Annotated in this window: 11 protein-coding genes; 6 read left to right on the forward strand and 5 right to left on the reverse strand. The window is 64.7% G+C overall.

Translation table 11 applies throughout. The features are described from left to right. Positions 1–35: 35 nt before the first annotated feature. Positions 36–986 carry a dihydrodipicolinate synthase family protein gene (locus CO664_RS22055; protein WP_097539904.1) on the reverse strand — a complete coding sequence of 317 codons (951 nt, stop codon included), beginning with the start codon at positions 984–986 and terminating at the stop codon, positions 36–38. Between the two features lie 162 nt (positions 987–1,148). Between CO664_RS22055 and CO664_RS22060 the strand changes: the two genes are divergently transcribed. Beyond that, complete coding sequence (locus tag CO664_RS22060; RefSeq protein WP_097539905.1) at positions 1,149–2,036, forward strand: SMP-30/gluconolactonase/LRE family protein; 888 nt, start codon at positions 1,149–1,151, stop codon at positions 2,034–2,036. Between the two features lie 2 nt (positions 2,037–2,038). Here the strand turns inward: CO664_RS22060 and CO664_RS22065 are convergent, their stop codons facing one another. After that, positions 2,039–3,106, reverse strand: coding sequence for a dienelactone hydrolase family protein (locus CO664_RS22065; RefSeq protein ID WP_097539906.1), 1,068 nt, complete (start codon positions 3,104–3,106; stop codon positions 2,039–2,041). A 142-nt stretch (positions 3,107–3,248) separates the two neighbouring features. On the opposite strand from CO664_RS22065, the gene CO664_RS22070 reads away from it, so the two are divergent. The 3 genes from CO664_RS22070 (at position 3,249) to CO664_RS30790 (ending at position 7,610) form a co-directional block, all read left to right on the forward strand. Then, positions 3,249–4,271, forward strand: coding sequence for an AraC family transcriptional regulator (locus CO664_RS22070; RefSeq protein ID WP_037415937.1), 1,023 nt, complete (start codon positions 3,249–3,251; stop codon positions 4,269–4,271). A gap of 253 nt (positions 4,272–4,524) precedes the next feature. Then, positions 4,525–6,738: a polysaccharide biosynthesis/export family protein gene (locus tag CO664_RS22075; RefSeq protein WP_097539907.1), complete on the forward strand. Its 2,214-nt coding sequence runs from the start codon at positions 4,525–4,527 to the stop codon at positions 6,736–6,738. Positions 6,739–6,794: 56 nt separating this feature from the next. Next, the gene (locus CO664_RS30790; RefSeq protein ID WP_097539908.1) at positions 6,795–7,610 is read left to right on the forward strand and encodes a helicase; all 816 of its coding nucleotides are present in this window, start codon (positions 6,795–6,797) and stop codon (positions 7,608–7,610) included. A 73-nt stretch (positions 7,611–7,683) separates the two neighbouring features. Here CO664_RS30790 and CO664_RS22085 read toward each other — a convergent pair whose 3' ends face one another. The 3 genes from CO664_RS22085 to CO664_RS22095 all read right to left on the reverse strand — a co-directional run bounded on the left by CO664_RS22085 (position 7,684) and on the right by CO664_RS22095 (position 11,522). Continuing rightward, positions 7,684–9,900 (reverse strand): xanthine dehydrogenase family protein molybdopterin-binding subunit, encoded by a 2,217-nt coding sequence (locus CO664_RS22085; protein WP_097539909.1) that lies wholly within the window; start codon positions 9,898–9,900, stop codon positions 7,684–7,686. A gap of 3 nt (positions 9,901–9,903) precedes the next feature. Then, on the reverse strand, positions 9,904–10,362 hold the full coding sequence (locus CO664_RS22090; RefSeq protein ID WP_097527448.1) for a (2Fe-2S)-binding protein: 459 nt from the start codon (positions 10,360–10,362) through the stop codon (positions 9,904–9,906). Positions 10,363–10,562: 200 nt separating this feature from the next. Further along, the gene (locus CO664_RS22095) at positions 10,563–11,522 is read right to left on the reverse strand and encodes an AraC family transcriptional regulator (RefSeq protein WP_097539910.1); all 960 of its coding nucleotides are present in this window, start codon (positions 11,520–11,522) and stop codon (positions 10,563–10,565) included. A gap of 177 nt (positions 11,523–11,699) precedes the next feature. Here CO664_RS22095 and CO664_RS22100 point away from each other — a divergent pair, with 177 nt between their 5' ends. Further along, positions 11,700–12,527, forward strand: a complete 828-nt coding sequence (locus CO664_RS22100) for a phosphogluconate dehydrogenase C-terminal domain-containing protein (RefSeq protein ID WP_097539928.1) — start codon at positions 11,700–11,702, stop codon at positions 12,525–12,527. A 54-nt stretch (positions 12,528–12,581) separates the two neighbouring features. Then, complete coding sequence (locus CO664_RS22105; protein ID WP_097527450.1) at positions 12,582–13,523, forward strand: D-ribose ABC transporter substrate-binding protein; 942 nt, start codon at positions 12,582–12,584, stop codon at positions 13,521–13,523. Positions 13,524–13,580: the final 57 nt, after the last annotated feature.

Here is a 13,580-nt window from a genome sequence, read left to right on the forward strand (position 1 = left end):
AGGGGGGTGGGGCAAGGGCCATTGCCGATTGTTCGTCAGGCGCTCGCCGACAGCCGTGGCGCGGCCGCCGCCTCGCTCCTGGCTCTCAGCTCGCGCGCTGCCTTGCCGATCGCCTCGAGCCGTTCGGCGCCGTCGAGATTGGTGAGGAAGTCGCCGATCGGTCCCGCTTCGCAGATGCCGGCGAGCCGCACCGCCTCGTGCAGAACGCGGATCGGCGAGTGGGCGTCGCGGAGATCCTCGAGCGGTAGGAAACTTTCGCGAAGGGCCCTTGCCTCGGCGAACCGACCCTCGCGGCCCGCCTTCAGGATCGCTGTCGACAGATGCGGGGCGACGCAGACCGAGCCGGATGTGAAGGCCGCCAGGCCCATTTCCATGTGGTCGATCGCCGGCCGCTCGCCGATGCCACTGACGATGCGCTCGCCGGAGCCTACGGCGTCGAGGATATCGGCGAGATAAGGGTCGTTCTTCGGCTCCGGACGCACGACCGCATATTTCAAAGCAGTGATGGCGCCGTCGCGAAACAGGCGGGCGACGTCGGAAGCCTGCATGAAGCCGTCATTCTTGATATAGGCGATCAGCGGCCGGCCGCCGATGTCGGCAAGCTTTGCGAAGCCGGAGGCCAGCCCTGTCGGCGTTGCCGGAAAGGAGAGCGGCAGGACCATGGCCGTCGGAAAGGCGCGGTCTCGCAGGATGGCCGCCTGGTCGGCCGCCTTGCCGAAATCGGCGCCGATCGACGGGATCACCCAGCCGTCGGCCGGCGCGATCTCCTCGAGCATGTCGAGCAGCCGGCCGAAATCCATGACGCCGAAATTGTAGAGATTGGCGTTGCCGCCATAGAGATAAGTCGTCACGCCGCCCGAGCGCAGCCAGTCCACCTGCCGGCGATTTTCCGCCTTGCTCGGCACGCCCTGCGCGTCACGCGCCAGAGGCGGCACCGAGAGGACGGAAGCGCCGAGGTCGGCGACAGTGACGGGCGTCGTTTTCATGGAAATCTCCCTGGCCGGTTTCCTGTATTTTTAATTTACAAGTTGAGGCGGGGCAAGAGCAATGTTAAAGAAAAGCAGGAGAGATAGATCTCATGAATTCCTCTAGATAGTCGGTTCGCACGGCGTTCCGAAAAATGCCGGGCGTCAGAGCGTGGTGCGAACATGTCTTTCGACTTAACATTTGAATGCGTGCTGGACCTGCGTTGCGCCGTGGCCGAGAGCCCCGTCTATGACGAGCGCCGGAACTGCCTGTTCTTCGTCGACGTCGGTCACGGCACCCTTCACCGAGCCGATCTTTCCGGGGCCGATCACATCGAGTGGTCTTTGGAAGGCGGCGCCTGCAGCCTCGGGCTCGCACGGTCCGGCCGTCTCGTCCTGGCGCAGCGCGACCGGGTCGTGCTGTTCGATCCGGGAAGCGGCGCGATCGTCCGCAAAATTGCAGAGATCGAGCCAGAGAGGCCACATACGCGCCTGAACGACGGCAAGGTGGGGCCGGACGGCGCCTTCTGGGTCGGCACCATGCACGAGGTCGCTGTCGACCGGCGGCCGATCGCCTCGCTTTATCGCGTGACGCCCGCAGGCGCCGTCGAGTGCAAGGTAGAAAATATCATCTGCTCGAACGGGCTTGCCTGGAGCGCTGATGGCACCGTCCTGTTCCACTCCGATTCGCGCGGGCCCTGGATCGACCGCTGGCGGTTCGATCCGGCGACCGGCGAACTCTCCGGCCGGAAGCGGCTGGCGGATCTCGACGAGGGACGCGGACGGCCGGACGGCGCGGCGACCGATGCCGACGGCAACTACTGGAGCGCCGGCGTCTCGGCCGGCGTCATCAATTGCTTTTCCCCGGAAGGCCGGCTGATCAAGGCGCATCTGTTTCCTGTGCCCGCGCCCACCATGCCCTGCTTCGCCGGCCCGGATCGGCGGACGCTCTTCGTCACCTCCTTGCGCCCGACCGATACCGCCAAGGAGAGCCCCGCCGGCAGCATCTTCGCCGCCCGCAGCCCACTAGCAGGAGCCGCCGTCCATCGCTTCGATGACCGGCGGCTCTGACCTCACGAACGCTCTTTGAGGGTCCGCAGCAAAGCTTCCCGCACGAGAATGATCAACTCGGAATGAATATCCGCCCGGGACCGTCCGCTGCCGTCGTCACAAATTGGTTCGACCTCTCCAAACGACTTCAAGAGCTCGGCCCCACCCTCCTTGCACTCGGGCAGGAAACTGAAATGGTCGGCCTGCGCGACCGTGGCGTAGGAGCCATGCGGAGACAGCGCCGCCAGCCCGGAGGCGATCACCGCTGCGGGAATGGTTCCGGCGCTGCCGAGATTGATGAAATTCATCGGGATGGCGATCTCCTTCAGGCTTTGTGCGTCATAGGCCTGCGCGAGGCCCGGGTCGATCAGGACGGCGGACTTGATGCGCCGGTCGAGGTTCGATCGTTCGAAGCGCGCCCGGTCGATCTTGCGCAGGTCGACCTTGTCGACCGTGATCGCTTTGTCGTCGACGTAGCCTTGACCGCCTGCATACCAGGCGCAATCCCACGTCTGGTAGGTATCGCAGTAGCGCGCATAGGCTTCGAGGTTTGCCCGGGCACCGGCGATCTCCATGGCGGCCGCGCCTCCGAGCGAGAAGCCGATAACGCCGATGCGGCCCTTGTCTATAGCGCCGCTCCAGAGCGGATCGGTCGTCAGCCTGTCGATCACAAAGGATAAATCATGCGTGCGCTCCCACAGCTTCGGCGTGTCGGCGGGGGTTGAGTTGCCGCTGGTCGTACCGGGATGATTGGGACCGGCGACGACAAATCCGGCCCTGGCCAGTTGCGCGGCGAGCCAGCTCATGCCCTGGATGCGGCCGCCGGAACCGTGCGACATCACGACCAGCGGGTAGCGGCCCTCGAGGAGCGGCGCTTCCGACAGCGCCGGCGCGCCCTTGAAGACCTGGTTGTCGCCCACCAGAACGGCTTTGCCGCCAGGTTCGGCGGGATACCAGACGGTGACCTGAAGACGACGCCCGCCCTCGGGAGAGGCAAGGCTTAATTCGCGCACGCCGGTTTCGATTGCATGGCAGGGTACGGCAAAAAGCGCGCAGAAGAAAAGGGCTGCCAGGATGCGGGAAAAAATCATGGGAAATCTCGCTAGGTTCAAGGGACCTGCGAATGATTGCGCGTGCCCGGCTTCTCCGCTTCCTCGATCATGATTCAGGTCGTCCCGAATCGCGATCTGGGTCAACATTCGACCGTCGATAGCCATCCTCGAAGGACAGAACTTGATTTTCCTCCCGCTGCCATTCGTCGTCGCCCTGCTGCTCCTGATCCTTCTTGTGGCGATGCTGCGCAACGAGCCGCACAAAGGCCTTCGGCCGTTCCTGGTGCTGCTCTGCCTGTGCTCCGTGCAATCGATCATCGTCGGCCTGCGGTGGGGTTATGACATCACGGCTCTACGCTACGTGCTGCCCTTGCTGGCGAGTTGCCTGCCGCCGCTGGTGCTGGCGAGCTTCCGCTGCCTGATCCACGGGGAGGAGGCCGGGGCAAGGGGTGCCCGTTGGCTTCACGCCGCGCCGCCACTTGGGATGATTGCGCTGATGTTGCTTGCGCCGGCTCTGGTCGACGGTGCGTTGATCGTCCTATTCGTCGGCTACGCTCTGGCGCTGCTGAACCTCGGCCGCACAGGCCCCGACGCCTTGGACGAAGCGCGTCTCGACGGCGCCCAACAGGCACATCGCGCCCTCCTGGTCGCCGCCGCGGCGCTCTGTGTTTCGGCCCTGTTCGACCTCGCGATCTTCCTCGACTTCCAGTGGGCAAAAGGCGCCAATGCCGCTCTGATCGTCAGCAACGCAAGTCTTCTCGAACTGCTTTTCCTCGGCTTTACCGCAGATGTCGCAGCGCGTGCGCGGCCGCTCCCCGCATTGCCGGCAAAAAGTGATAATACCGCATCGCTGGCGGCTAAGGATCGCGAGGTCCTGGATCGGGTCGATCATTTGCTTACCGAGCAGCGATTGTCTCGGGACGAAAACCTGACCTTGTCGCGGCTGGCGCGGCGCGCTGGCGTGCCGGCCCGGCAGATATCCGGAGCAGTCAATCGCCTGGCGCAGAAGAACGTCTCCCAATACATCAACGATTTCCGGATTGCCGAAGCCTGCCGGATGCTGCGGGAGACCGACATGTCAGTCACCGCCGCGATGCTCGAGTCCGGGTTCCAGACGAAGTCGAACTTCAACCGGGAATTCCGACGCGTGACCTGCCTCAGCCCGGCTTCCTGGCGCGAGCGAAACCGACCGTCTTCGTCCTGATCGGGCACGCCTGCCCGGGTCCCCTTGCTCTGACCGCTTCACTCTCACGGCGAAGGTGGAAGCCCTGTACATCCAAACGGAGTAGCCCGGTCAGGTTGTGAGCACGGGCTAAGGATATTGGCGGATGCCGCTAACCCAATTTCAACCTCACCGCCGCGAAACAGCTTTGTTACCCTGAACGTTATGTTTGCAGATCATAAGCGCTGTGCGCCATGACTGGCTTGCCAGGCGCGCATGTCCGGAAGGATCAGTCATGGATCGCGTAAACAAGTCGCAGGCGCCGTGCGAGAGCGCTGTACCCCGCCGGGCATCACTTAGGGCCACACTCCGAATAGTTCCGTTCTGCCTCTTCCTGCTCCTTGGAGTTCCCGCAAAAGGCGAGACGGCGCCCGACGCCAGGCTTGCTCCGCAAGACACGGTCGAGATCAGCGTTTCCGGATGGCATGCCTTGCTTGGCGGGGTAGCCGAGGGTACGTTGCTGAACGACACGTTCACGATCGGGACAGGCGGAACGCTCGAACTTCCGGGCATCGGACGCCTGCCCGCGGCAGGTCTCTCCGAGAATGAACTGGCCAAGCTGATAACCGATCGCCTGCAGGTCCGAAGCGGCAGCGATCAGCGTCCGGTCACGAAGGTCCAGCGACGGATGTCGGCGCCCGAAATGCCGCCATCGCTGGCGACGACCAATGTCGCGGCGGTTCCGCCTGCAGGGTGGCAACGCGCAGCTCAGTCGGCGCAATCGCAACAACCGGAACGGTCCAGGGGTGAAACGGTGCTTGGTGAACTGGCGGCTCTTCGCATGGATCTCCAAGAGGCTCGCAGAGAAGCGCGCGCGGCACGTCAGGCTGCGCGTGACGCCGCCATGCGGCACTATCGCCGCCTCGTTACAGAGCGTCGACGGGCTGCCACCCTGGCACAGGAACTCCACGCCGCCCGGGCCGATGTCGGAGCATTGAAGATTCAACTGCAGCAACAGGCGAAGGCGGCGCGAGATTGGGAAGCCGCGGTGGCAGACGCCAACGAGGCTCGGGAAGTGGCGGCGCGCGAACGCGCCGAACGCGCCGCCCTGAAGGCAAAGGTTCTCGCGGCGCGCAAGGAAATCGACGCGATCAAGAGCGGTGCGCTGCTGGCCGGGCGTCAGCGCGAGGCCAGTCTCCGCCACGAGCTGGCGGCGCTGAGAGGCGGCCTTGACGCAATGCGGCATGCCGCCGACGACGCCGGAACGCAGGCGCGCGAGGCTGCCGCCATGGCGGCCGCTCAGGAACGAGCTCTTGAGAACCAGCGCCGGAGGGGCGAAGGGCTCGCGCGCGAGCGGGAGCTGGCGCAGCGGGAGATCGAGCGTCTGCAGATCAAGACGGCCGGAGAAATCCGATCAAAGGCTGCCGCGCTGAGGGCGCGCGATGCCGCGGAGACATCGCTGACCAATGCCCGGGGGGTCCTCGACGACGAGCGGCGCAAGCTTGCCGCCCAGGAACGGGAACTCGCCCTCCTACGCCAATCGGCCTTGCAGGCGCGTGCCGAGCTGCAAGCCGCAAAGCAGGCCGCTGAAGTGGCCGCGCGCGAACGCGCGGCCCTGGAGGAGAAGCTTCTCGCGGCGCACAAGGAGATCGACGCGATCAAAAGGGGCGCGCTGCTCGCAGGTCGTCAGCGCGAGGACAGTCTCCGTCGCGATTTGGCGGCGGCGAGAGGCGACCTCGACGCGATGCGGCGTGCCGCCGACGAGGCAGGCGCACAGGCGCGCAAGGCTGCCGCGATGGCGGCCGACCAGGAACGAGCTCTCGAGAACGAGCTCCGGAGTGCCGAGGGGCTCGCCCGCGACCGGGCGATGGCGCAGCGTGAGGTTGAGCGCCTGCAGACCGAGACAGCCGGCGCGATCCGGTCGAAGGCTGCGGTGCTCAGGGCGCGCGATGCCGCGGAGGCTGCGCTGAGCGATGCCAGTCGGGTCCTCGACGAGAAGCGGCGCAAGCTTGCCATCCAGGAACGGGAACTCGCCCTTCTTCGCCAATCCACTTTGCAAGCTCGTGCCGAGCTGCAGGCCGCAAAAGAGGCCGCATTGCAAGCCGGACAAGCCGGAAGGGTCGCCGAGGCTACGGCAAGCCGGGCTGGCGAGGCGCTTGGCCTGGAGCGCGAGAAGGCGAGATCGCTGGCGCGCGATCTCGAAACCGCGCGCCAGGAACGCGACGCGGCAAGGAAGCAATTGGCGCTGAGCTTGGCGGCGGTGGAGCGTAGCGAGGTCGAGCTTCCGAAGCGGGAAGCTCAACGCCCCGCGGCAAGCGTGGAACAGAGACGGAAGGCGGGCGCCGGCGATCGCGCCAATCCACGTGTCAAGCCCGTCGCGCGCAAGCGCGGTGGATCGGTGGAAGTCCGCAAGGTGGAACTCGGCAAGCCAACGCGATCGGTTCAATCGGTGACGCTTGCGCTTCCCGAGGAACTGCTCCCCACGCGGCCGCAGGTCCGTGGCCGCTGATAGAAGAGGTGGCGAGCTATTCAAGGGCTACTTGGCCCAAAATGAGGAACCGGATTATGCGCAAGTACCTAGCTGCCACAGTCCTGATCGCAATCGCGATCGGCCCTGCTCATGCCTTAGGCCTTAACGCAAAAGTCGGCCCGGTCGGCGTCGGCGCCGAGGTGGGGGTCGATAAGAACGGCGTCTCGGCAGGGGTCGGCGCCGGCGTCAAAGGGGTAGGTGGAGCAAAGGCCGGAACCTCGCTCAACAGAAGCGGAGGCGCCAGCCTTGGGGTTGGCGGCAATCTCGGCAACAAAAGTGGCGGTCTGTCGGTGGGTGCCGGCTCGAATGCCGGCTCGTCGAGCGGTGCGGGGACAGCTCCCGCTTCCGGCGCGGTTTCAGGCGGTTCGGCCGCGGGTCCCGGTTCCGGGTCTGCGTCTGGTCCCGGATCCGGGACCCGGACGTCCAGCGGAGGCTTGACCGCAGGGGCTAGCAGCGGTGGTGGCAGGATCATCTCCATTGCGCCGACAAAGAACGCGCGAACGTCCATCGTTCTGCCACGCATCCTTTGGCCGCTGAAGAAGAAGTCCGCCCATGAGCGCGGCGAATGGGGTTATCCCGTACGCCTGCCGTTGACGATCGCAGCGGTTCCGGGGACCCCCAAAAGCGTCGTTCGAGCCTGCCAAAAGGCAATAGCATCGGCTGCGTCGCCCCTCGGCGGCGTGCGTGTGCGTGCGGCAAGCGCCGGTTCCCTGCTCCGGCATCGCAGCGGGGCGCTCACGGCCCCGCTCGTTGTCAGCATAGACTATGCGGGTGAGAAAAGCATCCAGGTCCGCCAGGCGCGAATCCGGTGCCGGCTCGATTCAGCCGGCAAGGTCGTCGCGGTGAACTAGCTGCAGCGCCGTACGTCCGGCGGGATGCGATTGCCTCTTGCCCGGCCGGCCAGAGCCGACCGGGCAACCAAGTTCACGCGTTCAGCGATTTCGAGAACGGCATGACGCGCAGCCGTTTGCCGAGCGCCTTATAGGCGGCATTGGCGACGGCAGGGCCGATCGGCGGCACGCCAGGCTCGCCGATGCCCGACGGCGGGTTGGCGGAGGCGACGATGTGGACCTCGACCTTCGGCATCGCATCGATCCTCAGCGGCGTATACATATCGAAGTTGCCCTGATCGACCTGGCCGTCCGTCAGCGTGACTTCCTCGCCCAATATGGCGCCAAGGCCGAAGCCGATGCCGCCCTCCACCTGGGCGCGGACCTGGTCCGGATTGACCGCCAGACCGCAGTCGACGGCGGCGACCACGCGTTCGACCTTGATCTGGCCATTGCCGTCGGTCGAGACCTCCGCGATCTGAGCGACCACCGAGCCGAAGCTTTCGGCAAGCGCGACGCCCCGGAAGAGGCCCTGAGGCAAGGGCTTCTCCCACCCGGCCTTTTCCGCCGCCAGCTTGAGCACAGTTGCGTGACGCGAGTCGGGCTCAAGCATCGACAGACGGAATTCTACAGGATCGCGCCCCGCCGCCTCGGCAACTTCGTCGAGGAAGGTTTCGGCCGCGAACGCCGTGTGCGTCGAGCCGACGGAGCGCCACCATAGAACCGGAACGCCAACCTCCGTGCTCGTCAGGCCGACCGTCTGGTTGGGAATGACGTAGGGAAGATTGCTTGCTCCCTCGACGGAGGTCGGGTCGACGCCGTTTTTGACCATGCCCTCGAACGCCGTCTTTGCCACTATGGATTGACCGACGATGTGATTGTTCCAGGCCACGAGTTTCCCGCTGTCGTCGATACCGGCCTTGAGGCTGTGCACATAGGCGGGCCGATAGCGGCCCGCCCGCATGTCGTCCTCACGCGTCCACTGCATCTTGACCGGCGCACGGAAACCGATGGCTTTGGCGACGTGCACGGCTTCGACGATGACATCGCCGTCGAATACGGCCCGCCGGCCAAAGCTACCGCCGGTCTTCATGACGTGCAGGCGTACCTTCTCGGGGGCGATCCCGGCCGCGTCGCCGGCGAGCTTCTGGTAGACGTCGGTGAACTGATGCCCGCCCCAGATCTCCAGCGTGCCGTCTTCGTTCATGCGTGCGACCGCGTTCAGCGGTTCCATCGCCGCATGCGCCAGGTAGGGAAATTCGAAGTTCGCCTCGAGGACCTTGGCGGCCTTGGCGAATTCAGCTTCGGCGTCGCCGTCCTCGCGCGCGAGCGCTACCGGGCCCTTCTTTGCCAGATCGCGGTAGGCAGACATAATCTGCTGGGTACCGCGCTTTTCCGCCGCCGTCTCGTCCCAGGCGACGGTGACTGCCTCGCGCCCCTTGATCGCCGCCCACATGTTTTCGCCGACCACTGCGACGCCACGCGGTGTTTCGACGACATCGACCACGCCCTTGACGGCGCGTGCGGCCGACGCATCGAAGGACTTCGCCTTGGCGCCGAACAGCGGCGGATGGATCATCACCGCGGTCAGCAGCCCGGGAAGCTTGACGTCGATCGTGTACTGCTCCGTGCCGTTCGCCTTGCGGGCGCTGTCGAAACGCTTCAACTCGGAATTGCCGATCAACTTCCACTCGCCCGGCTGCTTCAGCTTGACGTCGGCGGGAACCGGCAGCGTCGCCGCCTTGGCGGCGAAGGTGCCGAAGCCGCCGCTCTTACCGGAGGGATGGGAGAGAACGCCCTTCTCGACGGTGATCTCCGCCGCCTCGACGCCCCACTCGGACGCCGCGGCGGCGACGAGCATCGCCCGGGCCGCGGCACCGGCCTTACGGTAGCGCTCCCATGAGGTTACCATGGAGGTCGAGCCTCCGGTGCCCTGCATCGTGCCACCAAAGGCGACATTGCCGTAAGCCTTGACATCGCCGGAAGCTCCCCTCACGTCGATGGTCGACCAGTCGGCGTCGAGTTCTTCCGCCACCAGCGTGGCGATGCCGTTATAGGAGCCTTGTCCCATTTCGAACTGGGAGGAGAGGACGGTCACCTTTCCGTCGCCGTCGATGGTCAGGTAGGGCGAAAAGGAATGCGCGCCTTCTGCCGATGGCGTCTCGCCCGCTGTCGCCGGGGTTGCGCGCAGGAGATGAAAGCCGACGGCGATGCCGGTGCCGGCTGCGAATGCACCGATGAGGAACTGCCGCCGGGACGCCTCGACCCGTCCGGCAGGGAGGGTGATCGATTGCATCAGTTTGGGGATCATGTCTCAGGCCTCCAGGCGCTTTGCGGCTTCGTGAATGCCGGCACGGATTCGATGGTAGGTGGCACAACGACAGAGATTGCCCGACATGGCGGCGTCGATGTCTTCGTCGCTTGGCTTCGGGTTGTTGGCCAACAGGTCGGTTGCCGACATGATCTGGCCGGACTGACAGTAGCCGCATTGCGGAACGTCGAGATCGGCCCAGACGGACTGGACCGTTTCGGCGACCTTGCCCTTCAGGCCCTCGATGGTGGTGACCTTAGCCCCTTCGATGTCGCCGATGAATGTCTGACAGGAGCGGACCGGCGAACCATCGACATAGACGGTGCAAGCACCGCATTGAGCCATGCCGCAGCCGAATTTCGTGCCCGTCAGCCCGACCAGATCACGGATCACCCAAAGAAGCGGCATATCCGCCGCGGCGTCGACCGAGTGCTCGACGCCGTTGATAGTCACAATTGCCATGGTGTTCTCCTCGCGTTGAGGCGCGGGGGCCTCAAAATAGGTGCAGATATGCCTGCCCGCGCGCCGCAGCCATTCGCCAGACTGCGGCCGCACCTTAGAAGACCGGCCTTTCGCCCGGTAGATTCGATCCTGTCGGATTATTGCCTATTCCTGTCGCGGTGACGGGATCGTGATCATCGGCCGTCTGCGCCTCTGCGGCGCTAGCCGATCGAATCTCGGCTGGCAGCGTCGTTGGAGTTCAGGATTAACTTGATATCGCGCAGCGGCGGTTGGCCGAAGGCGCGCCGATATTCACGGCTGAACTGGGTCGGGCTCTCATATCCAACCCTGAGCGCGGCGGTTGCCGCGTCGAGCGATTGCGACAGCATCAGTTCCCGCGCATGGTGCAGGCGCAGATGCTTCTGGAACTGCAGTGGGCTCATGGCGGTCATGGCGCGAAAATGGTGGTGCAGCGTCGATACGCCCATATTGGCGACCTCCGCTAGATCTTCGACGCGCAGCGGCCGGGCGTAGTTCTCCTTGAGCCAGGCGATCGCCCGGGCGACACGGTTGCTGTTAGTGCCGGCAAGGGCAAAGCGCCTGAGCCGCGCGCCTTGCTCGCCGGTGAGCAGCCGGTAGAGGATTTCGTTATGGATGTGATTGGACAGGAATGGGATGTCCACCGCAGCCTTCGCAAGCGAAATCAGCCTCAGAAAGGCGTCAAACAGCTCCGGCGTCGCGGCGCCGACGGCGACGCCGACAAGGTCGCGTTCCGGTGGCCCCACCGGGTGCAGGTCGTGATCGGTGATGATCCGGCGAAGCTTCTCGAGGTCGAGCCGGAGCGACGCCGCAACATAGGGCTCGTCAAGGCTCGCCTCGCAGATCTGCCCGGTCGCCGGAAGCCCCAGAGCCGTCAGGAAAAAGCAGGACTCGTCGTAAAGGAGGGTCTGGTTGCCGACATGAACGCGCTTGCTTCCCTGGATGATCAGCGAAAGGCTAGGCTCATAGACGGCGGAGAAGGGCCCGGCTGGCTCGACGACCCGATAAAGCGAAAGCCCGGGTATTGTGTGGCTGTAGCGCAGACCATCCCAGGGGAGCTGCGCCAGCTCGTCGAGGATGTGCCGACGAAGCGGCGCGGTTTCCTCGCGTAGGTGCTGTCGCTGACTGATGGCCTCTTTCATGGGCGGTCTGTCGCCTCTCTTGCGGCGGATGTCAAATCATTTCGTTATCACATTCATTTGAGTCCTGCAGGATTAGGCAAGAATTGCAAGGGGCAGGTAAATATTTCCGCTGATATGCTCATTGACTCATCATACCAGCTGCGTTATCGCTTCGGCAACATGATGCGGGAGATACAGATGACTTCGATTGCCTTGTTGGGTGCCGGCGGCAAGATGGGCTGCCGACTGGCCAAGAACCTGAAGGGATCGCGCTTCGACGTGCGTCACGTCGAGGTGAGCGAGATCGGCAAAGCGCGGCTGGCAAGGGAGCTGGGGCTCGAGACGGTCTCTCTCGATACTGCTCTCGACGGTGCGGAAGTCATAATCCTTGCGGTGCCGGACACGGCGATCGGCAAGGTGGCGGCCGGCATCGCCGAGAGGCTGAAGCCAGGTACGATGCTCGTCGTCCTCGACGCGGCCGCACCCTTTGCCGGTCATCTGCCGCGGCGCGATGACCTCACCTATTTTGTCACTCACCCCTGCCATCCGCCGATCTTCAACGACGAGACCGAGCTTGCGGCACGCAAGGATCATTTCGGCGGCATTGCCGCCAAGCAGCACATCGTCTCGGCGCTGATGCAGGGACCGGAGGCGGATTACGCCAAGGGCGAGGAGATCGCCAGGATCATCTGGGCGCCGGTGATGCGCTCGCATCGCGTCACCGTCGAGCAGATGGCGCTGCTCGAGCCCGGCCTGTCGGAAACGGTCTGTGCCTCGCTGCTCGTCGTCATGCGCGAGGCGATGGACGAATGCGTCGCCCGCGGCGTGCCGAAAGAGGCGGCGCGCGACTTCTTGCTCGGCCACATGAACGTGCTCGGCGCCGTGATCTTCGAAGAGGTCGAGGGCGTGTTCTCCGATGCCTGCAACAAGGCGATCGAGTTCGGCAAGCCGATGCTGATGCGCGATGACTGGAAGCGCGTCTTCGAGCCGCAGGAAATCGCCGACAGCATCCGTCGCATCACCTGATCTGCAGAAACCGGAGGGCAACTCCGGCCGTTTTCAACCTGGGAGGAAGAACCGATGAAACTGACACGCAGAATGACCGTGGCCGCCTTTGCGGCCTTCCTGGCGGCAGGGTCCGCCATTCCGGCCTACGCGGCCGACCTCATCGCGATCATCACGCCGTCGCATGACAACCCGTTCTTCAAGGCCGAGGCGGTCGGCGCCGAAACAAAGGCAAAGGAGCTCGGCTACGAGACGCTCGTGCTCGTCCATGACGACGACGCCAACAAGCAATCGCAGCTGATCGACACGGCGATCGGCCGCGGTGCCAAGGCGATCATCCTCGACAATGCCGGCTCGGAAGCCTCGATAGCCGCCGTACAGAAGGCCAAGGATGCCGGAGTGCCGTCCTTCCTGATCGACCGAGAAATCAACGCCACCGGCGTTGCCGTCTCGCAGATCGTCTCCAACAACTATCAGGGTGCCCAGCTCGGCGCCGAGGAATTCGTCAGGCTGATGGGCGAATCCGGCAACTATGTCGAACTGCTCGGCCGCGAATCCGATCTCAATGCCGGCATCCGCTCGAAGGGCTACCACGATGTCATCGACGAATATCCGGAGCTGAAGATGGTGGCGCAGCAATCGGCAAACTGGAGCCAGACCGAGGCCTACAGCAAGATGGAAACCATCCTGCAGGCCAATCCCGACATCAAGGGCGTCATCTCCGGCAACGACACGATGGCCATGGGCGCGATCGCCGCGCTGCAGGCCGCCGGCCGCAAGGACGTCATCGTCGTCGGCTTCGACGGTTCCAACGACGTGCGCGACTCGATCAAGTCCGGCGGCATCAAGGCGACCGTGCTGCAGCCGGCTTACGCCCAGGCGCAGATGGCGGTCCAGCAGGCGCATGAGTTCATCACCACCGGCAAGAAGCCGGCGGAAGAAAAGCAGCTGATGGACTGCGTACTGATCAACAGCGAGAACGCCGACCAGCTCGAAACCTTCGCGCTCACCAATTGACCCTCTTCCTGACCTGCGACGCGGTCCAGCCGCGTCGCAGGGGCTATGGAGTAGCTT

Origin of the sequence: Sinorhizobium sp. NG07B (genome assembly GCF_002532005.1) — a bacterium.
Taxonomy (GTDB): Bacteria; Pseudomonadota; Alphaproteobacteria; order Rhizobiales; family Rhizobiaceae; genus Sinorhizobium; species Sinorhizobium fredii_C.

Bases quoted from the DNA above. Each gene is read 5' to 3' on its own strand.
- CO664_RS22065 (WP_097539906.1), bottom strand. From the start codon at position 3,106: ATGATTTTTTCCCGCATCCTGGCAGCCCTTTTCTTCTGCGCGCTTTTT.
- CO664_RS22060 (WP_097539905.1), top strand. From the start codon at position 1,149: ATGTCTTTCGACTTAACATTTGAATGCGTGCTGGACCTGCGTTGCGCC.
- CO664_RS30790 (WP_097539908.1), top strand. From the start codon at position 6,795: ATGCGCAAGTACCTAGCTGCCACAGTCCTGATCGCAATCGCGATCGGC.
- CO664_RS22085 (WP_097539909.1), bottom strand. From the start codon at position 9,900: ATGATCCCCAAACTGATGCAATCGATCACCCTCCCTGCCGGACGGGTC.
- CO664_RS22100 (WP_097539928.1), top strand. From the start codon at position 11,700: ATGACTTCGATTGCCTTGTTGGGTGCCGGCGGCAAGATGGGCTGCCGA.
- CO664_RS22075 (WP_097539907.1), top strand. From the start codon at position 4,525: ATGGATCGCGTAAACAAGTCGCAGGCGCCGTGCGAGAGCGCTGTACCC.
- CO664_RS22095 (WP_097539910.1), bottom strand. From the start codon at position 11,522: ATGAAAGAGGCCATCAGTCAGCGACAGCACCTACGCGAGGAAACCGCG.
- CO664_RS22105 (WP_097527450.1), top strand. From the start codon at position 12,582: ATGAAACTGACACGCAGAATGACCGTGGCCGCCTTTGCGGCCTTCCTG.
- CO664_RS22055 (WP_097539904.1), bottom strand. From the start codon at position 986: ATGAAAACGACGCCCGTCACTGTCGCCGACCTCGGCGCTTCCGTCCTC.
- CO664_RS22090 (WP_097527448.1), bottom strand. From the start codon at position 10,362: ATGGCAATTGTGACTATCAACGGCGTCGAGCACTCGGTCGACGCCGCG.